Origin of the sequence: Psychrobacter sp. DAB_AL62B (assembly GCF_028895345.1) — a bacterium.
Lineage (GTDB): Bacteria > Pseudomonadota > Gammaproteobacteria > Pseudomonadales > Moraxellaceae > Psychrobacter.
This window is the reverse complement of record NZ_SAXC01000001.1, coordinates 1-21,008: the sequence shown is the minus strand read 5'-3', so window position 1 is coordinate 21,008 and position 21,008 is coordinate 1. Positions and strand designations below refer to the sequence as shown.

Genomic DNA, 21,008 nt, shown 5'->3' with positions numbered 1-21,008 from the left:
TGATTAGCCTTCATTTTTAAAAAGACTAGATGCGACTTATTACTATTAATTTCTGTGCTATAGTTTGGTTTTTGTTTTTAGTTTATGAATGAGCAGTAATCTAAGTACTTTATGATTTCGGCACCTTATAAATAACACCTAAGAAGTGTCAGTAATTTCAGGGCTAACTTTGAATGATTTGGAAATTTAATAAATGAGTATTTACGTAAAAAGACTGGCCTCTCAGATTGAATTCATTAAGCAGTGCGCTTTGATGAAAAAGACTCCTACTCAGGACTTCGTTAAACATAACGATTTCAATTGTACTGAAGAGCAAGTGATAGGTTTGCCAGGTATTAGTCTCAATATCACAGATGATGAGTCTAATGAAGTTTGGCTACGTTTAGAGCGCTTACGTGAAAACTCTGCCCCACAATCTAGCAGCGCGCTATTAGCAAGCTGGTTAGATATGCCAACAAAGTTCAGTGACCAACCTTTATTGAAAGCAAAAATACATGTACAGCAGCCAGCAGGTAATAGCGTTAGGGCTTATGAAGAAGTATTTACCCCATTTGAGGTTAAGGATAGCCATCAAAATGAACAATTAGTTCTCGAAGATGACTCATTAAAAACAGAAGTTCATCTAAAAGATTTTTCTGATAGAGACATACTGCAAAATGAGCTTAAAAGTTATATCGACAACATCTGGAAACCTTGGCTAATAGAAGAAAAACTCGTACGCCAAAGTATTGCTTTATATGCAAAGCTATTTAAACTCAATCAAATGCTGCAAGGGAATTTGGCTGACGAATCGCTTGAGCTGGTTTGGGGCGTGGGTATTGCTGTACGACAAAATGCTGATAATGAACAAAACAGCGAACAAATAAAGTATCCGTTATTAACCCAGACTATCGAGATAGTATTAGATCAAAAAACAATGGCTCTACTTATAAAGCCCAACCCCTCTCCACCTACGCTGGAGACTGAACCTTTTTCTATTGATGAGAACCAAGGTTTGGCCAATCTATTAACAGACAGTAAACAATTTTATGAATCAGAGGATGTTTTATTAAACCCTTTTTTGCCCAGTAGCTATGAGCCTATCTTAAAATCAGCGGTGACGTTGCTTGATTCTTCTGGAGTGTATTGGCCTGACAATACGGTTGTAGGTGAGCGAAAAATACCTAAGGCTCAGAATAACCTTATCGTCACTGATACATGGGTGATTATGGCACGCCCTAGAAGTAATAATATATTTTTGCAAGATTTAGCTAAGTTCGCGGTCAAACTCGAAAACAGTGACGACATTCATTTACCAAGCGCTCTAACCGCCATACTGACAGAACCTGCCACAGAAAATAAAGAGGTAGTTTTACCTACTTATCGTGGCCTATCAATGGTTAATGGTAGTGATAACTATATAGGCACTCCAGCGGAGTTGTATTTCCCCAAAGCATTCAATAGTGAGCAGGTGCAAATCATACAACAACTGGGTGTCCACGATGGTGTGGTCGTTCAAGGGCCGCCCGGTACAGGTAAAACCCATACCATTGCCAATGTTATTTGTCATTACTTAGCACTGGGCAAGCGAGTTTTAGTTACTTCAATGAAAGACCCCGCTTTAAAAGTCTTGCAAGAGCAACTGCCTGAATCTATTCGACCACTAGCGGTTAGTCTATTGACCAGTGAAAATGAAGGGTTCAAGCAGTTTGAATATACCATTAAGAAAATATCGAGTGAAGTTTCTAGTATCAATCGCGAGGTCTACAAAAAAGAAATCGTCATGCTAGATAATCAAGTTGATACCGTTCATGCCCAGTTGGCCAGCACTGATAATAATATTACGGCTTGGGCACGGTTAAATCTTGATAATATCGTACTGGATAGCGAAACAATTAAACCAATAGACGCAGCAATTGAGGTTGCTCAAAACAGGCAGCTGATTGAAAGCTTCCCCGATACATTAGGCATAGAAGATACTTTTACGCCTCAATTTACTCCTGCCGATATTACTGAGCTAAAAAAAGCAAGAATAAAGCTCGGCATTGATTTGGATTATCTTAATAAAAAATTCCCTGCTGTTGCCGACATGCCGCCTATTAATACGATAAAGCAACTGCACCAAGATTTGATTTATACCAATGAATTAAAAAAAGCAGAACAGCAAGGTGAGATTCCAAGTTTAGTAGACGACAGTGCTAACACTATAAGCATTGCTCACGAAGCTGCTTCTAATACCTCCCATCTAATTGATCTTCTGCAAAAAACGGAAGCGGTTGGACAGGAATGGACAACTAATATTCAGCAGCACTTAGATGACCAGACGAAGCAAGATATCATCGCTCACCTAACTATACTTAACGATGAAATCAAAGCGCTTTTTGATGAGAGAACGGTTTATTTAACCAAACCTATCACGATAGCTGAGGGTTTTGATAAAAATTCAGAGCTCGTTGACGCGATTAAAAACTTATCTGAAGGTAAGAAACCATTCGGTATAGCTGGGATTTTTGGTAAGTCAGCCGAAAAGAAAAACCTTGAAGCTATTATGATAGTCTCAACACCACCCGCAAGCGTAGAGGATTGGCAATATATATCGAGCTTTATAGCGTTTAGAAAAAAGTCACAAGAGCTTATTGTGAGATGGAATGCATTATCAAATGATCTATCCCTACCATTATTTGATGTATCACCTGATAACTTGTCTAATTTAAACTCAGCCGTTTATTTATATGAAGACATTATTAATAGCAGAAACCTACAGCACAATATCAAACAAGCTTTAAACACTATATTTTTAGACTGGGATATTCTTTCTAAAGCGCATTACAATAAGAATGTTTTAGCTGAGATTAAAAATACTCTTGACCAACATTTAAAAAGACATAGTCTGACGAAGAGCCTGTTACTAAAAGAGTCATTACTTAACGAGCTTGCAGACTGTAATGGTGCCATTAGTGAAAAAATAATTACCTTTCTAGAGCAACAAGTTGGCAGTCAGATGTTGTCTGATGCTGCATTACAGACAACGTGGGAAAATCTGCTAAATGAGCTACAGCGAGTGAATAACCTTGCTACAGACTTAGAGATTGTCGCTGCCATCACAGAGATTATTGAAAACAATGGTGCGCCGCTCTGGGCGGAACAATTGCGTTGTCAGCCTTATATTGAATCTGAAGATAAGTTGTTATCCGATAATTTATTGCCTGATAATTGGCAGCAAATTTGGCGGCTTAATAGATTAATGAGCTTTATAGACAGCATAGATGATCGCAGAGAGTTGGTTGATCTAACCAAAACTCGTAGCCGCTTAGAGTCAGATTTAGCAAGACTCTATCAACAAGCTATCACCAAAAGAGCTTGGCTAAAAGTCGCAGAAAATGCAACGCCAAACGTTAGAGCTTCTTTAGAAAAATACCGCTCTGCTATTATGCGTATTGGTAAAGGAACAGGTAAAGGCGCCCATTATTATCGGCGAGAAGCGCGTGAGGCTTCTGCTGGCGCAAGTGCTGCCATCCCCTGTTGGATTATGCCACATTATCGTATTTCCGAGTCCTTGCCAGCAGAGTTCGGAAGCTTTGACTTAGTTATCATCGATGAAGCGTCTCAATCCGATTTGACCGCGCTACCAGCAATTATGAGAGCGAAAAAAGTTTTAATCGTTGGTGACGATAAGCAGGTTTCACCAGAAGGGGTTGGTCTCGATATCGAAAAAATCCGCAATTTGATGGCGCAATATTTGAGCAATCAAGTGCCTGTATATCGCTCACAAATGTCGCCTGATCGCTCAATATATGACTTATTTAAAGTCGTATTTGCTGGTAGCACCGTCATGTTAAAAGAACATTTTCGTAGTGTTGCGCCTATTATCGAGTTCTCAAAACGTGAATTTTATAATCACGAACTCATACCCTTACGTAAAGCGAAACCTTCAGAACGCTTAGACCCTCCGTTGATTGATATCTATGTAGTCGATGGCTATCGTAAAGCAGATATTAACCCTTCAGAAGTTAGGTTTATCGTCGATGAAATAAAAACGATTACGTCCGACCCAGCTTATAAAGATAAAACCATCGGTGTCGTTTCATTATTAGGTAATAAGCAAGCGCATAACATTATGGAGTTACTCAATAAAGAATTGGATGAGACTGTCATGACCGCTTTTGATATTGCTTGCGGTGATGCTAGAACCTTTCAAGGTAAAGAGCGCGATATCATGTTTTTGTCACTGGTCGTTGCACCAGGAGCAGCGCATGCGCAAACGAGAGATACCTTCGCCCAGCGCATGAATGTTGCCGCATCAAGAGCGCGCGATAGAATGTACTTGGTACGTAGCATCGAGCTGGACGAACTTAGCCAAGCTGATCACTACCGAGCAGAACTCATCAAACACTTTCAAGCGCCGTTTATGCAAGATGAAGAGCAAGTTGCTGATTTACGTGATAAGTGTGAATCTCCTTTTGAAGAAGAGATCTTCGACATTCTCATTGAGAGAGGCTACCGAGTCATTCCGCAAGTTAAAGCAGGTGCGTACCGAATCGATATGGTTGTCGAAGGTGAAGAGGACAATAGCTTAGCTATCGAATGTGATGGCGATAAATATCATGGACCTGATAAATGGGAAAGCGATATGCAACGCCAACATATTCTTGAGCGTGCTGGCTGGAAATTCTGGCGTTGCTTTGCCTCTACCTTTATAACCCATAAACAAGAAGTCATTCAAGATTTATTGGCAGAGCTGGAACATTTACAGATTCATCCCGTCACTACCGACCAGTCTTACCGCAGCTCATACGTCGAGTCTAGAGTGGTCAATACCGTTGAAGAACCAATGGTTAATATAGAAGCTGATGCTTAGATAAAGAATGTTAAGTTAAAACGTTGAGCTAGATGTAGTAGTAATTATTTAAGGTTATATAACTATAAATAATCACCACCACACCGGATCATCATTTTCATCTATAGCCTTTTTGCTGGTCTCGACCGTTACCTTATCAGCGGGCAACTCAGCAATAAACCGTGAGACTTTATCGAAATACCCTGAATAGCTTGAGAAGTAATCTGGCGCCGTTAAAAACAATCTATTCTTAGCGCGACTACAAGCCACATAAAACAGCTTACGCTCCTCTTCCAACTCTTCAAAATCACTCAGCGAGCGGTAATGCGGCGTCATACCATCGACCAATGAATTCACAAATACCACTGGCCATTCAAGCCCCTTGGCACTATGAATGGTAGAGATGGTTACCTTATCGTTACTTTCCTCTCCTTGCTCAGATTCGCCTGCGGTCGCCACTGAATCATTAGGCGGATCAAGAGCAAGATTTTCTAAAAACTTATCAAGGCTATCATGCTCTGTGGCTAAATTTTTAAGGACGCGAAAATCCTCACTACGCTCACGCCAATTGTCTTCATTAATTTTTAAAACTGGCATATAAAACTCAAGAACCAGCTCGATAATGATTTCGACAGATTCTGCTTCACTGGCTTTGCTCAGCATTTTATACAACGGCTCAAGCTGAGTACTTTTTTTGGCAAAATTTGCCATCATCAACGGCTCAAAAGAGTTATTATCGGCATTGATTGCTTGAGTCAATCGCGTTGCAGTGACTGCCCCCACCCCTTTAAATAAGGTTAAAATACGATGCCATGCAATGGTATCGTTGGGGTTATAAAGTATTTTAACAAACGCCAAAACGTCTTTGATATGGCGTCTTTCAATAAAGCGGATGCCGCCCACCACGATGAACGGAATATGACGTTCCATAAATTCGAGCTGGACGTAGTTGGATTGAAAAGACGTTCGACACAAGACGGCAAAGTCTTGATAATCGTAGTCAGATTTCAATTCGATGATTTTATCAGCGATATATCGTGCTTCTTTGGTTTCATCGCTTAAGCGGCGAAATACAGGCTTTAATCCGTTGATGGATACCGCAGAGTACAACTGCTTTTGATAACCTAGCGTGATTTGTGCGGACAAGGCATTGATATAATCAAGCACAGCTGGGGTACTGCGATAATTTTGCTCAAGCTTAATGAGCTTTGCTTCAGGATAACGCTCTCCAAACAATAAGATATTTTCATAATTGGCACCGCGAAACGCATAAATACTTTGGTTGTCATCACCGACGACCATTAACGACACCGATGCAGGTGCACAAATGAGGTCAATCAGCTCTTTTTGCGGGATATTGGTGTCCTGATATTCATCAACCATGATGTAACGATATTGCTTTTGTAGCAGCTGCCGAAAGGTGTCATTGCTCTTTAAATGACGTACTACTTGACTAATAATGTCATCAAAATCGTATAAATGATTGGCGCGCTTATACTGATGAAAATCAACGGCCAATTGCTCAATAATAGGAATATGCACGGCAATATCAGGATAGCTACTTTCAATCAAATCACGGATATGAATGCGCCGATTTCTAGAGGTTGAAAAGATATTCTGCAAAGTTTTTTTGCGCGGAAACGCTTGATTGGTTGTTTTTATCGGATACTTTTTTTCTTTATGAATCAAATCGATAGCATCCTCACTATCGCCCGTATCTAAAATAGTAAAGCGCGGATTGATACCAAGCAGCCCTGAATATTGGCGCAATAACATGTTGCAAAAAGAATGAAATGTACCGCTAGTGATATCGTTTAGCGCCTTATTAGTTGGCAGCTTATCCTTGGCTAAATCCTCATTAGACCATTTATCAACAGATAATGTGCTTGCCAGCAAGGTCTTGGCGCGATTTTTTATTTCATTGGCCGCCTTACGGGTAAAGGTCAGTAATAAAATCTCCTTAGGCGACACACCGTTTTCTATCAGATAGCTGGTTCTATACGTCAGAGTTTTGGTTTTACCGGAGCCTGCACCAGCAATGACCAACACCTTGCCCTCAATAGTTGTAGCGGCTAAGAGTTGGTTGGGGTTGAGCTCACTGGCATAATCAACTTGTAACCCTAAATGACTGGCAAGCCTTTGCTCTAACACCTCAGCATCAGCATCCATCAAATTGGCTTCGAGCTTCTTAATCGCCTGTTCAAGACGCGTAAGCTTTGGCTTCATCTCGATGAAATTTTGCGGATAATTATAATGGTGTGTAGCAAAAATTGTGGTAGTCATTATGAGCGATTGCCTTTGATATTGTTTGTAGCGCAGTTTATTATTAGCATACGGAATAAATGAGATAAACAGGCGTTTAATCTGTACGCATGGGTCTAGATATCGGAATGAAATGTTATGCTGTTACTCAACTATTGATGATAGCTAAACGGCTTTGATTATGATTTACAGATAGTAGCTTAGCATAATAATGAAAGCACTAAACGTGGTTGATAATGAGTGGGGAAAATCCAAGTATCTAGCATAACAACCTCACCCATATTGGGTTAAATTTGCTACAATACGCCCAATTTTGATTTCACATTTCATTAAGTTTTAAGCTAATTGATTCTATTACTATATTGAGAGACTACTATGGGTTTTAATTGCGGCATCGTCGGCCTACCAAACGTGGGTAAATCCACCCTGTTTAACGCCTTGACCAAAGCGGGTATTGCCGCTGAAAACTTTCCATTTTGTACCAAAGATCCCAATACTGGCATCGTGCCTGTTCCAGATCTACGCCTCAAAAAACTGGCTGATATCGTCAATCCTGAGCGCGTATTACCAACGACAATGGAGTTTGTTGATATCGCAGGTTTGGTCGCTGGTGCGTCAAAAGGCGAAGGCATGGGTAACCAGTTTTTAGCCAATATCCGTGAGACCGATGCGATTGCTCACGTGGTACGCTGCTTTGATGATGACAACGTTGTACACGTCGATGGTCGCGTCAGCCCGATTGATGATATCGAAACCATTAATACTGAGTTGGCATTGGCAGATTTAGAAGCGGTTGAGCGTGCGGTTTTCAACTTGACCAAAAAAGCCAAAGGCGGCGATAAAGATGCGCAGGCTATGCTTGATGTGTTCAAAAAAATAGAGCCGTTATTAGCAGAAGGTCAAGCCGCACGCGCCGCCGATCTTGATGCTGATGAGAAAAAACTGATCAGAAGCTATGGTCTCATTACCCTTAAGCCTACCATGTATATCGCCAACGTCTCTGAGGATGGCTTTGAGAATAACCCATATCTTGATGCAGTGCGTAACTATGCCACTGGTGAAGACTCTATCGTTATCGCGCTATGTAATCAAATTGAATCTGAGATTGCCCAGCTTGATGAAGATGATAAAAAAGACTTCTTGGCTGAGATGGATATGGAAGAAGCGGGTCTTGATCAAGTGATTCGCGGTGGTTATGATTTGCTTGATATGCAAACTTATTTTACCGCTGGCGTTAAAGAAGTACGCGCATGGACAGTAGCCGTTGGTGCAACAGCACCTCAGGCAGCTGGCGTGATTCATACCGATTTTGAGCGCGGCTTTATTCGTGCTGAAGTGATTGCCTATGAAGACTTTATCGAACACAATGGCGAAAAAGGCGCTGCTGCTGCCGGTAAATCGCGCTTAGAAGGTAAAACCTATATCGTGCAAGATGGCGATGTGATGCATTTCCGTTTTAACGTATAATTTTAAATACTTAAGTGCTGAAATAATTAGCTAGGTTAATGGCTTAATAGCATAATTATTTACTTACACAGTCTTAGCATATCACTACTAAAAAGCCAGCCTCGATGCTGGCTTTTTTATGCGCTTGATTTTAGTATGGTAAGCACAAACCCTTTACCTATCCAAAATTTTTAAAAGAGCTTAAATCGTTTAAAATAATAATGACGAATAGTGGACTATGATTTATGAGTACTCAATGTGATAAACCAAGCAGTCCAGCTGAGCACTGGGCACGACTATTTAGTGCGCAGCGTTTGGGCAGTCATAAAAAAGCCCCCGCTCAAGACAGCGCACGTTCCTCTTTTCATAAAGATTATGACAGACTGGTGTTTTCGCACTCCTTTCGTCAGCTGAATCAAAAAACTCAAGTACATCCACTGACCAATCAATTGGGCATTCATACACGCTTAACGCATTCACTTGAAGTCTCTTGTATCGGACGCTCTTTAGGCGTAATGGCAGCAGAAAAACTCCATGATAAATTAGAAGGTGGTTTACCTGACGGTGTCACGCCAGCTGATGTCGGTGTGATTGTCCAAGCGGCATGTCTTGCGCATGATATCGGCAATCCGCCTTTTGGTCATGCTGGAGAGTACGCCATCCGTGATTGGTTTATGCACTCTGAACGGCAAGCAGTTCTGCAAAATATGAGCAGCAATGAGCAATTAGACTTGCTGGCTTATGAGGGTAATGCCCAAGGATTTCGTATATTAACTCGTAATGAACACCACCCTGATTTGGGCGGTATGCGCTTAACTTGCGCCACTCTAGGGGCATTTATGAAATACCCTTGGCTGGCGACCCATAGCAACGAGATTCATCAAGCTAAACCTATTAGCAATGTACAAAAATTTGGCTGCTTTTATAGTGAAGCCGCGCAATTAGAAGAATTAGCAGCATGTTTAAGTCTACCACGCTCGCAGCAACACGATGGTTTTGCCCGTCATCCTCTCGCTTACTTATTAGAAGCAGCAGACGATATCTGCTATGCACTGATAGACTTGGAGGATGGCATCAATCTGAATATGCTCACCTACACTGAGGTAGCTGCTATCTTTTATGAGCTCATTGGTGAGCGGCCTAGCGCTATCAGCCTGCCTGCGCATATGTCAGTCAGGCAACATCTGGCGTCACTGCGTGCACGAGCAATGATGCGCTTAGTAAATGCGGTAACCGACGCCTTTGTGACTAATAGTGATGCGATGCTAGCGGGTACGTTACAAGGTAGTCTATTCGCGCATTGTGAGGCGACCGTCCAAAGCGGTATCACCCAAGCCAAAGAATTGGCACGTGATAAAATATTCAATCACCCAAGCAAAGTACGTATGGAACTGATGGCCAATCAATGCCTGCATCGCTTGCTAGATGCTTTTATGCCACTGACTTGGACAAATCAGCCTAGCGCGCCAATGTCGTTTGAGCAGCAGCGATTATTAATGTTGCTAAAACCACATCTTGATGAGCATCACCGAATTTTATCGGATGATATTTATCAAAATATGCTTAATGTCTTAGACTTTATAACCGGCATGAATGACCATGAAGCTTATCGATTAGCCCAAGAGCTGCAAGGACATTGGGGGACTGTTGTTTAAAAGCTACATTTAAGCGTATTTCATTCGTATTTTTGCAATGAAATGAGTATGATAGACATCTATCTGGTAATTTTGAAATATTATGAGCAGTCGCGAACAAAAAAAACTTCAAACTCGGCACGCTTTTTTTAATGCAGTGCTTGATTTATGTATGACAGGACAGTCTTTTAGCTCTATCAGCCTTAGACAGGTCACACGTGAGGTTGGCGTAGTACCGACCGCATTTTATCGCCATTTTGACGATATGGAGTCACTCGGTCGCGCCTTGGTCATTGAGGAGTTGGGCGGTACGCTAGCAACCTTAAGTGAGAGCCTACATATTGGGCGCAAACGCAGCTTCGAGCGTCAAATCGCTAAAAGCATTCAACTATTTTTATATATGGTCAGTGAGCAGCCTTGCTACTGGCAGTTTTTAGTCAGTGAGCGCTATGGCGGCTCAGACGCTGTACGTAAAGCCATCAATGAGCTTATCAAAAAGCATGGTCAAAGCTTAGCAGAAGATTTGGCGCTCCAGCCTGCTTTTACCCATATCAATACCTATGATCGTAGGCTACTGGCTGAGGCTGGGGTTAATATGTTCTTTTCTTGGATTATTGATTGGCTAGAGCTGTCTTATACTGAAGACCATGACGATGAAGTCGATTTGGCTGAGATTGAAGATAAAAAGCAGCTTATGCTACACAATTGCACGCGCCAAGCACAGATGTTGTTTTATGGCGCTTATAATTGGAAGTCTACTGAAGAAACGCATTTAAGCGATTAAGACGATATTTCCGATTGGCGCTTACTAGCTTATGTTTAGACTTCTCTATGTAGCGTTTAAACTGTAAGAATAAGCGTTAAAAAATTGGTCGAAATGCCCAAAGGCGCTGGGAAACCACTTTAACGTCTTTGGGCTTTTTATTGTCAGCACTTTTAGTATTGTTATCAGCATTGTTGGCGCTATCATTACTGCTATTGTTATTTTCCACCTCATCGTTGGCTGCAGTTTTGCTAATCATAATAGTTGCATAACGTTGCCTTGCTTGCCCAATATCTGCATTATCAGTGGCAGTGATAAGCGCCATAAAAGCTTGGCTATCAACCGCTAGCAAGGGCGTTAGTGCTTTTCGTTGCTTTTCATCTAAAGCACTCAACATTGGCAATAGCCATATATCATCGATAGATTCGAATACTTGCTTTGCTCTTAGGTCGACGACGGTTTGCATCTGTTGGCTGGTTGCGCCGTCTATCAGAGCAGCAAGCAAGACTGGACTTGCTGTATTAATATTAATAGGTAAATAATACGGCACGACTGTGGTATAAGGACGTAGCGCCGCCAATACTTCAGCATTTACACCCTTCACATTTTGCAGCTGGTCAATATTGACCAATGATTGATTGGGTAAGTTTTTATCTGCTGAGTTATTGGACTGCTGAGCATAAACCGTACTTTCATCACCGCCATCAAGATACACTTCGCTGTCCGCATCTTGATAATCAAGGACGGCAATGGCAATTTCTGGCGCCAAATTTAATTGGGTTAAAAGCCTTTGGAATACCTCTAAGGCTGCAGCATCAACCCCTCCATTATGATATAAATTATTGATATTAAAGCGACTGGCTTCGTCACGCATTTCAATGCCAATACTATGTAGACCCAACGTATAAGGAGGTATAGGCTGTGCCCAAATATCTTGCTCGCTATCGGTGTCATTCAGCTTAGCGTCAGCACGAATCATCGTAACGGCTAATTGCTGACCGGCATTGATATCTTGTAACAGCTGATTTTGATCAAACAGTAAACCGCTGCGTCTAATAGCAATTTTTTGACTGGCAAGCATTGCTCCTGCGACCACCGTAATACTGACTACTAATAACAAAATAGTGAGTAGCGCTACCCCGCGCTGAGAGTCGGCTTTCATTGGCATAACTGGCATGCTTGGCATAAATCGCCTCTATTATTGACCAAATGGCGCATTTTAAATCTTGTTCCCTGAATTATTATTGTCTACATTGTCATTGGCTGTATTATTATTGCTCGTGCCGTTACTATTATCGTTATTGGTATCATTATTGCCACTATTGCTGTTGTTATTGCTACCATTGCTATTACCGTTGCCGTTAGCATTATTAGGAGCATTATTTTTATTGGCACTGCTATTCGGTATTGGCTGAGGAGCAAGCGCCCATTGCCAAGTAATCGGCATATCTTGATAAGTAAAATTGATGGCAATACCTTTTGGTAATAGTACGATCTTAGGCTGAGCATTGGCTGAAGCTGCTCCTTGCCCAGATTGGGTATTGGCGCTGGTATTGTTACTATTGCTACTGTCTTTATTAGGGAACTTTGTACTCATTTCTGGCAAATAGGCTTGCCAGCGCCCCGCTGTCACACCTTCAAGCAAAATACTATCCAAACTGATGCTATCACTACCTCCGCCTATACTGGTATATTGACGGCGAATCAAACGCTCATCAGCAAAAATATATTCGATGTGCTGCACACTAGGACTACTTTGATAACGGGGGTCAGGATCAGCAAAACGGACAAAGCTGATATGCTCACCATCCAAACTCATAAAAGGTTCAGGCACAGGCTGTGGCGCATTTTCTTGACTGCTACCATTCGCACTATTATTTGAATTATTGATATTAGAGTTATTGATATTTGAAGCATTGGCATTTTGAGTGCTTAATGCTTGATAAGGAATGATTTGCCCCATATCTTGTTGTAGCTGCAAATAAGCATATTGTAAAACGGCTAAATTATCCGCATGAAATTGCGCACGTTCTCGAGCACGATTAACGCTATCAAATACCTGCCAGCCTGCCACTGCTAACATCGCAAATATCGCCATGGCGACCATCAGCTCAAGTAAGGTAAATCCATGCTGCGATTTCACAGGCTACCTCCATTTGGGTTTGAGTCGGTCAAATCTAAACTACCAATATCTTGCTCAGCGTTACTTAGCATAATATTGATATCGGTCACTACCGTACGCGTCTGACCATCTATAATAGGAGCAACGGCGATATTCACCTCTTTTAATGCAGGTGTAATAGCATCAGAGACTGTCATCGTTACTTGCCAATCGCGATCTTGAGCATTGACCGTTTGGGTGCGATTAGCAGTCAGCCACGTATCTTGAATCCGTAAATCAGCTGCAGCGTTTTGCGCAACAAAATGTGCAAGCGTGCGCGTCCGTAATATATCGACTGAGCTCAGATAAGCACTACTGGCACGGCTTGCAGCAACGGCAACGACCGCTAAAATCGCTAGAGCAACCATCACTTCAATCAGGGTAAATCCGTTTTCATACTTTGATAGGGTTGGCTTTCGGTTTATATAGGTAGGTTTGGCTTTCTCATTATTCATCATCAGTTATTGCCCTTGCCCTATCGACATACTGCCATCTGGCATAATCGTAATGACTTCACCCACCAAACGCGAATTATGGCGCACTTCAATGGTCACCGGCGCTGCTTGCCCCGTGCCAAACCATAATACTTGCGGTACCGTTTGATCTGTAAACCAAGGTTGCAGCGCTTGGGTTTGTCCGGCATTGGATATATTACCAGCACCTAGGCTTTGCACACTTAAGCTCACCCCAGCAGGCAATTCAGGCAAGGTAACTTCTGACTCAACCTCCCAGCTTGGCGTTGGTAATTTATCTTCAATCGCACTAGACATACTGGATAAATCCGCCGACAGCTCCATTGAATTTTTAGGTGTACTGTTTCTACTAGAAGACGTGGAAGCGTCCGTTTGATAAGCAACATAAGGATTGGATAGAGTCACAATAACAGGGGTAACTTGACCTTGCTTATTCGCTTGTAGACTCAAACCCATCGGCTGCATACGTTCCGCTGATAACAGCCTAACGTAGCTCAATGAATCAGTCAGATGCTCATAAAAAGCGCGATTTTTACGTGATTCACTGCTACCAACTGACAAGCTCATCATGCCAGCGAATATGGACAAAATAACCACTACTACTACGATTTCGACCAGTGTAAAACCAGCCTGCGTATGATGATGTGTTATTGGTGATGAGGGTTTTGACATACAGAGATCATCTAGAATGACGTCATTCTCTTAAAATGACGGTATATTTTGGGTGATATATAGAACGATAGATATGATTGACTGTGTTAAATAAAGGTTAATGTGCTGCCATATAGAATATAACAACACAGATTTTTATAAAATAGCTATTCACGGTTTTCAAGATATAGTAAAAACCTAATAATTGGCATTACGATGTTCTTCTGACTCGGTATCAATTTGCTCTACCAATTCCTGCATATCCTCATCCATTACCTCATCATCAGCGGCAGGATAATGGCTAGGCAGCTCTAATACTTGCTGGACAAAGGCATAGCGCAAAGTATCACGGCGTCCTAAGTACCGCTGATAAAAGCTTGAGTTCAACAGCCCAGCACCGCCTTGACCCATCGCCCAGATAGAAGATAAATAATCACGCGTACTCAAACTGCTGTGCTCGTCTTTTAGATAAGCACTGATAATATCGATTAAACGCTTCATACGCTGACGGCGAATATCATAAAGCTCACCAAACAAGCGATTAAGACCCGTCACTGATGCGGCTAACCGCTCTTCGATTTGATTGAGTAACATCGCTTTTTGTGGATTAAACAGTTGCTGAAAAATCATACGCGCGACACCTGCCGATGGGCAATCGTCAATGCGATTGATCTCAAACAGCTGTTCTTCGTAACGAATAATAATACGCAAATAAAGCTCATCTTTGCTAGAGAAATGCTTGTAAAGTGTGCCTTTAGCCAAATCAAGCTGATCTGCCAAGCTGTCTAAAGTGATATCACCATCGCCTGACTCAAGTAGCAATTGCTCTGCCATTGCTAAGATATTCTCTTCTCGTATCTTGAATTGATGCTGACGACTCATAATCTCTCCTAAAACTTGACAATATCATGCATATGACCACATTTTGCATTGGCGTATCGGTATCAAGAGTATGAAGTTATACAAAGGATGCGCGAAGACCACAATAGAGGAATATGCGTATGTTTGCTAAATAATCATTTATAATCATATGGTTACATTTAACGCACCATTGCATGGCGCATAAAATCGCCACAACTTATAATAAATGACTGAGTGGTCATAGCATAACCATTTTAGTGATACTGTGCTAGTAAATTCTCAAAGTTTTTTGCAGTCAGCGTACCAACCTCCTCCGCACTACAGCCATACATCTCTGCAATACAACTGGCGACGTAGGGTACATAGGCAGGCTCATTAGGTCTGCCACGTTTGGGTACAGGGGCTAAGTAGGGACTGTCGGTTTCGATCAATATTCTGTCTCTAGGCATATTTTTTGCCGCATCTTTGATGTTTTGCGCACTTTTAAAGCTAACGATACCTGAGAATGAGATATAAAACCCTAAGTCCAAGGCGCGTTTTGCCGTTTCCCAGTCTTCGGTAAAGCAATGAATAATGCCATGCTCAGCACCTTCTGCTTTTAGAATATCAATCGTATCTTCTTTGGCATCACGCATATGGACGACAAGCGGTTTTTTTAGGCTTTGGCTGGCATGTATATGACGCGCAAGGCTGGCTTGCTGCGCTTTTTTATTTTCCGTTGACCAGTAATAATCTAGCCCCGTCTCCCCTATTGCCCACACATGATCGGCATTAGCAGTTTCTATCAGACGCTCGACCGTTGTTGATTGTAAAACACTGATGTCTTCACAAGGATGGATGCCAACGCTCATACCTAGGTTGAGCGTTTCATCGCCGTAGGTGCTGACAATATTGGCAATCTCATCATATTCCGCAAAATCACACATTATCGCCATTGCACGGGTGACATTGGCGGCTTTCATCGCAGCAATCGCGCCGGACAATTGACCGTCGTACTTGGTTAAATCTAAACGGTTAAGATGACAGTGGCTATCAGTAAACATAAACAATCTCGTTATAGTCATTTTTAAAAATTATTAGGATAAAAAATTCAATTTGTATCGTATTTATTGTTTTGAAGCGTGCGCTTTTCAAGCACGGCTTAACAAACTTACTTTTAATGCAATGGCATTTTTTAATATAGCGGCACTACTAATGCAAAGGTACCACGCGCATCACCTCTTCCATGGTCGTTACCCCTTCACTAATACGCTTCGCACCCGATAGGCGTAATGGCTGTACGCCTTCGCGGTAGGCTTGCTGCTTTAATAGGTCCAAATTCGCATCAGCAGCGACCAGTTTTTTTAGCTCATTTGATAATGGCATGATCTCGTATAGACCAACGCGACCTTGATAACCGGTATGGCGGCAGTGCTCACAGCCCTGCGCTTTATATATTTGTGCGGGCACGGGCGCGCGCCATGGTTGTACCAATTCCTGCCATTGAATGGCAATCTCACTATCTGCAGTGACATCAACTGCTTGTTTGCAATGCGGGCATAATGTCCGTAACAAACGCTGCGCCATCACGCCCAATATCGTCGCTGATGTCAAAAACGGCTGAATGCCCAAATCGTGCAGACGCGTGATTGAGCTTGGCGCATCATTGGTATGCAAGGTTGAGAGCACCAAATGCCCCGTTAAGGACGCTTGCACTGCCATATTGGCGGTTTCAGCATCACGAATCTCGCCAACCATAATGATATCAGGGTCTTGGCGCATCAAAGAGCGAATGCCATCAGCGAAATGCAAATCCACTCCTGGATTGACCTGCATTTGGTTAAAGGCGGGCTCAATCATCTCAATCGGGTCTTCGATGGTACAGACGTTTACTTGCTCAGTCGCCAATTGCTTGAGGGTACTATATAAGGTGGTCGTTTTACCTGAACCCGTCGGACCTGTCACCAGAATAATACCGTTTGGATGCGCGGTCAGCTCATGCCAAGTTTCTAACTGCTTGCCTGACAAGCCAAGCTGCGCAAAGGAGCGCACCAATACTTCTGGGTCAAACACCCGCATCACCAGCTTTTCGCCAAAAGCGGTAGGCATAGTAGATAAACGTAGTTCAGTCTCCAATCCTTTTGGGGTGCGCGTTTTTAATCGTCCATCCTGCGGCTTACGTTTTTCTGCCACATTGAGCCGCCCCAAAATTTTGATACGTGCGGTCACCGCTACTATAATCGCCAGCGGCATCTCATAAACGCTATGCAACACCCCATCAATACGAAAGCGAACTTTACCTGTCTCACGGCGTGGCTCTAGATGAATATCACTGGCGCGCTGCTCAAAGGCATATTGCAACAGCCAATCGACGACTTTAACGATATGCTGGTCGTTGGCATCGGGATTGGTATTATCGCCGAGCTGCAATAGTGCTTCGACATTGGTGATATCAGACGCTGCACGTTTATGAATAGAATTAGCACCAGCAATCGCTTGCGTGACTTGATAAAACTCTTGCCGATAGCGATTGATTTGCTCAGGGTTAATAAATACCGTGCGGTAGCTTTTTGACTTAATGAGTTTTTCAATATTGGCGTGCCAGTCGGTATAAAAAGGCTGGTCGGTACCGATAACGACTTCATTAAGCGTCACTTCAATCGGCAAAATATGCTGTGAGCGTGCATATTCAAACGACATCAGCTGCGTCACTGCTGGTACATCAACCTTTAACGGGTCAATACGGACAAGCGGCATATCTGCTTTGGCGGCTAACCATTGATTGAGCCATGCCAGCGTCAATTTATCCTCAGGATTATTATCAAGCGCATGACCATTTGGTAAGCCAAACTCACTAATGGTCAGTAGCGGATGTTGCGCCTTATTGCGGCGGCTGGTAATCACTAGATTATAGCCACGTTGATCGATTACTTTATCTGCTAACAATTCATCGAGACACCAACGCAAATCAATCACTATCGAGTACTTTTGAGCAGGCATAATTTTCTTCTTTTATTATTTAAGTCGTTTCATCGCTGATAATGTTAGCTGGTATTTCTTATACTTCTATTACTGCCGTTATCTGTAACTCACCTAACGCTATCAGCTGAAAGCTCACATCAACAGACTTATAACGCATAACAAATGGCGTATTTATCTCTTTACGGCGATAGGCAGGACGTGGGTCTTGCGCAATTAATGCCTTTATAACGTCAAAATCAGATAGTAATAATTGCTTTTTTGCTTTATCAATGACTGCTGTTACGGTACGCGTATCTTTTTTACTGTCTTTCTTTTCTTCATTATTGTTTTGTTCTTCGTTATTAGCACTTTGGTCGGCTATGAATTGCAAAAACTGCTCATATGCAGGCTCAGTGATAGTCACAGTCAACAATGCTGGAGCAGATGGCGCAAAGCCACTTTTTGCATCAGGTACTGCGTCACTATAAGCCACATAGGGCTTGATATCGATAATTGGCGTACCGTCTATCATATCAGCACCGCTGATGATAAGTAACACTCGCCCTTCTACAATCTCAATAGCTTCCAGCTTAACCACAGATAGTCCGAGCGCTGAGGGGCGATACATACTGCGACTGGCAAAGACGCCTATTTTTTGATTGCCACCCAAGCGTGGCGGTCGTACTTGCGCACGAAAGCTGCTATTGGCTTTATTAAGCTGGCTGTCATTATTAGGCGGCTCGTCTTTCTTTATCTGTTTTTCTTTATTTAGATAGTTATGATGAAACTGCCAACTGATCCAAATATGACTAAAATCTGCCAAACCAATAAAGGCTGCAGGCGTATTATAAGGCGCAATCATTTCAATCACGCTGGTTAAGGCAACCAAATTTGGCTGTCTCGGTGCGCCAAATTTTTGTGAAAGCGGCGCATGATGGTAGCCGATAATCGGTGACGTATGATGACTCATAAGCGAATCAGTCTGACAATTCATAAATCAAATCCAAAAAAGCGAAACCGTTATTTATACTAAAAAATAAGGGCTATACAAACTAAATTTGGCGAATCATACAAAATAACTCGCTAACGATATTCCATTTTATCATGCTATAGAAAGGCAGCTAGACGGATTTTTATTTTAAAGTTTGTTATGATGAGCAAGAAATTTATTGAGAATGGCTTGCATTCATAAAACAATGACTTCAAATCTTGCTTTTATGGGCGTTACTATCACCTCATAATACTGAATAATAATGTTAAAATAACGGTTGACGCGATAGGCTAAGCCACTAAATAGACTCTACACGCTATTAACTTGAAGCATTTTAAATCTATCATTGAAGATTTTTATTTGATACTTATTTATTTAATAGCTATTTTAATTGACTGATACAGATTATCACTTACTAACGAGGACTTTATGTCAAAACTCCGCACCGAAACGGTTACAGAGGTTCATCATTGGAATGATGCACTATTTAGCATCAAGACCACTCGCGACGATGGTTTACGCTTTCGCAATGGCGAGTTTGCGATGATTGGTTTGGTCGTTGATGGCAAGCCGTTGTTGCGAGCTTACTCGATTGCTAGTCCTAATTATGAAGAACATCTAGAGTTTTTCTCCATTAAAGTGCAAGACGGTCCATTAACGTCGCGTTTGCAACATATCAAAGTCGGCGACGAATTATTGGTCAGTAAAAAACCAACGGGTACTCTCGTATTAGACGATCTATTACCAGGCAAAAACCTCTATATGCTGTCAACTGGTACTGGTGTTGCGCCATTTTTAGCATTAGCACGTGACCCTGAAGTCTACGAGCGTTTTGAAAAGATAATTCTGGTACATGGCGTACGCGGTGTCAGTGACTTGGCTTATCGTGATATGTTCGAAAACGAGCTGCCGAATGATGAAATCTTTGGTGAAGAGTTCCGTAAAAAATTCATTTACTATCCTACTGTCACTCGCGAAGAATTTAGAAACACCGGTCGTATTACCGACCTAATGAAATCTGGCAAATTTTTTGAAGACATTGGCTTACCACCCATTAATAAAGACGATGATCGTGTCCTCATATGCGGTAGTATGCCTTTTAATGCGGAAGTCTCAGCGATTTTGGATGGCTTTGGTCTGACCGTCTCACCACGTATGGGCGTCCAAGCGGATTATGCTGTCGAACGCGCCTTCGTTGGTTAAAAAAGAACTTTTATACAAAATATGATAAATAATTCTTGACGCTCAAAAATAGGCTGCTATAATACGCAGCCTATACAGAGTTAACCCTGTAGCCCAATTCGATAATGTTTAGCAGTACAAACTTTATCACCTAACACGCCGGTGTGATGGAATTGGTAGACATGACGGATTCAAAATCCGTTGCCTTTAAAAGCGTGTCGGTTCAAGTCCGACCACCGGTACCAATACCTAGTGCTATACTATCTTATAGAGCCGCTAAAGCCCCTGATAACAGGGGCTTTGTTGTATCTGGCGTTCTATACTGTCCTATGAATCTACCCTAATCCATGCACTTTGAGTATATTGAGTTTTGAGTGTACTTATGGAGATCTAGGCTATGGAAAGAAAAGCGATCAGTTCAGACCGAAGTATCAGTAGTCACAAGCCTGAAGATAAGAAGTACTTCGTTCCTGTCAAAAACCATCCTAAACTTTTTTAATGGTACGTCCTACTGAAACCAAGTCATGGATGTATAGATACTATCCACCTTCAAATCCTAAGCAAAGTATTATATCTATCGGTATATATCCAAGTATCTCGTATGCACGTGCTTGTGAAGTATGGCGTGAGTATGAAGACCTAGATCATAGTAAAGGTACCGATCCCAAAGTTTACCGTGAAGAAATAAAGAAAAACATTGTTAGGGCGTGTCCTCAATTCATTTTGCAATGAATAATAGTACACGCTAGGTAAAGCATAGACTTAAAATTACGAGCCAACTTCTCATAGCGAGTAGCGATGCTGCGGAAATGCTTGAGTCTTGCAAAC

At 42.0% G+C, this 21,008-nt stretch carries 15 protein-coding genes, 1 tRNA gene and 1 pseudogene; 7 read left to right on the top strand and 10 right to left on the bottom strand.

Annotated features, from left to right (window positions below; translation table 11 throughout):
• The first annotated feature begins 253 nt into the window (after window positions 1-253).
• On the top strand, window positions 254-4,837 hold the full coding sequence (locus EPB74_RS00085) for an AAA domain-containing protein (protein ID WP_274902130.1): 4,584 nt from the start codon (window positions 254-256) through the stop codon (window positions 4,835-4,837).
• Window positions 4,838-4,909: 72 nt separating this feature from the next.
• On the opposite strand, the gene EPB74_RS00080 is transcribed toward EPB74_RS00085, so the two are convergent.
• The gene (locus tag EPB74_RS00080; RefSeq protein ID WP_274902129.1) at window positions 4,910-7,099 is read right to left on the bottom strand and encodes an ATP-dependent helicase; all 2,190 of its coding nucleotides are present in this window, start codon (window positions 7,097-7,099) and stop codon (window positions 4,910-4,912) included.
• Window positions 7,100-7,453: 354 nt separating this feature from the next.
• On the opposite strand from EPB74_RS00080, the gene ychF reads away from it, so the two are divergent.
• From ychF to EPB74_RS00065, 3 genes are all read left to right on the top strand, one after another.
• Entirely contained in the window at window positions 7,454-8,545 is a 1,092-nt protein-coding gene (ychF, locus tag EPB74_RS00075; protein WP_274902128.1) for a redox-regulated ATPase YchF, read from the top strand.
• A 224-nt stretch (window positions 8,546-8,769) separates the two neighbouring features.
• Window positions 8,770-10,179 carry a deoxyguanosinetriphosphate triphosphohydrolase gene (locus EPB74_RS00070; RefSeq protein WP_274902127.1) on the top strand — a complete coding sequence of 470 codons (1,410 nt, stop codon included), beginning with the start codon at window positions 8,770-8,772 and terminating at the stop codon, window positions 10,177-10,179.
• A gap of 82 nt (window positions 10,180-10,261) precedes the next feature.
• Complete coding sequence (locus tag EPB74_RS00065) at window positions 10,262-10,942, top strand: TetR family transcriptional regulator (protein ID WP_079692077.1); 681 nt, start codon at window positions 10,262-10,264, stop codon at window positions 10,940-10,942.
• Window positions 10,943-11,018: 76 nt separating this feature from the next.
• On the opposite strand, the gene gspK is transcribed toward EPB74_RS00065, so the two are convergent.
• The 8 genes from gspK to EPB74_RS00025 all read right to left on the bottom strand — a co-directional run bounded on the left by gspK (window position 11,019) and on the right by EPB74_RS00025 (window position 19,001).
• Window positions 11,019-12,107, bottom strand: coding sequence for a type II secretion system minor pseudopilin GspK (gene gspK / locus EPB74_RS00060; protein WP_274902126.1), 1,089 nt, complete (start codon window positions 12,105-12,107; stop codon window positions 11,019-11,021).
• A 33-nt stretch (window positions 12,108-12,140) separates the two neighbouring features.
• Entirely contained in the window at window positions 12,141-13,064 is a 924-nt protein-coding gene (gspJ, locus tag EPB74_RS00055; protein ID WP_274902125.1) for a type II secretion system minor pseudopilin GspJ, read from the bottom strand.
• Window positions 13,061-13,540: a type II secretion system minor pseudopilin GspI gene (gene gspI, locus EPB74_RS00050; RefSeq protein WP_274902124.1), complete on the bottom strand. Its 480-nt coding sequence runs from the start codon at window positions 13,538-13,540 to the stop codon at window positions 13,061-13,063. The genes gspJ and gspI overlap by 4 nt, the downstream gene beginning before the upstream one ends.
• Window positions 13,541-13,543: 3 nt before the next feature.
• Window positions 13,544-14,227, bottom strand: a complete 684-nt coding sequence (locus EPB74_RS00045) for a prepilin-type N-terminal cleavage/methylation domain-containing protein (RefSeq protein ID WP_274902123.1) — start codon at window positions 14,225-14,227, stop codon at window positions 13,544-13,546.
• Between the two features lie 177 nt (window positions 14,228-14,404).
• On the bottom strand, window positions 14,405-15,088 hold the full coding sequence (locus EPB74_RS00040) for a TetR/AcrR family transcriptional regulator (RefSeq protein WP_079692082.1): 684 nt from the start codon (window positions 15,086-15,088) through the stop codon (window positions 14,405-14,407).
• Window positions 15,089-15,321: 233 nt separating this feature from the next.
• The gene (locus EPB74_RS00035; RefSeq protein ID WP_274902122.1) at window positions 15,322-16,110 is read right to left on the bottom strand and encodes a TatD family hydrolase; all 789 of its coding nucleotides are present in this window, start codon (window positions 16,108-16,110) and stop codon (window positions 15,322-15,324) included.
• A 148-nt stretch (window positions 16,111-16,258) separates the two neighbouring features.
• Complete coding sequence (locus tag EPB74_RS00030; protein WP_274902121.1) at window positions 16,259-18,046, bottom strand: GspE/PulE family protein; 1,788 nt, start codon at window positions 18,044-18,046, stop codon at window positions 16,259-16,261.
• A gap of 58 nt (window positions 18,047-18,104) precedes the next feature.
• Entirely contained in the window at window positions 18,105-19,001 is an 897-nt protein-coding gene (locus EPB74_RS00025) for an SAM-dependent methyltransferase (RefSeq protein ID WP_274902120.1), read from the bottom strand.
• A gap of 426 nt (window positions 19,002-19,427) precedes the next feature.
• Here EPB74_RS00025 and EPB74_RS00020 point away from each other — a divergent pair, with 426 nt between their 5' ends.
• From EPB74_RS00020 to EPB74_RS00010, 3 genes are all read left to right on the top strand, one after another.
• Window positions 19,428-20,201 (top strand): ferredoxin--NADP reductase, encoded by a 774-nt coding sequence (locus tag EPB74_RS00020; protein ID WP_089555195.1) that lies wholly within the window; start codon window positions 19,428-19,430, stop codon window positions 20,199-20,201.
• A gap of 137 nt (window positions 20,202-20,338) precedes the next feature.
• A tRNA-Leu gene (locus EPB74_RS00015) sits at window positions 20,339-20,425 on the top strand.
• 253 nt (window positions 20,426-20,678) lie between these two features.
• Window positions 20,679-20,912: an Arm DNA-binding domain-containing protein gene (locus tag EPB74_RS00010; RefSeq protein WP_342462726.1), complete on the top strand. Its 234-nt coding sequence runs from the start codon at window positions 20,679-20,681 to the stop codon at window positions 20,910-20,912.
• Here EPB74_RS00010 and EPB74_RS00005 read toward each other — a convergent pair.
• Window positions 20,894-21,008: pseudogene (locus EPB74_RS00005) on the bottom strand (IS5/IS1182 family transposase); the annotation flags it as partial. The gene EPB74_RS00010 and the pseudogene EPB74_RS00005 sit on opposite strands and share 19 nt — an antisense overlap.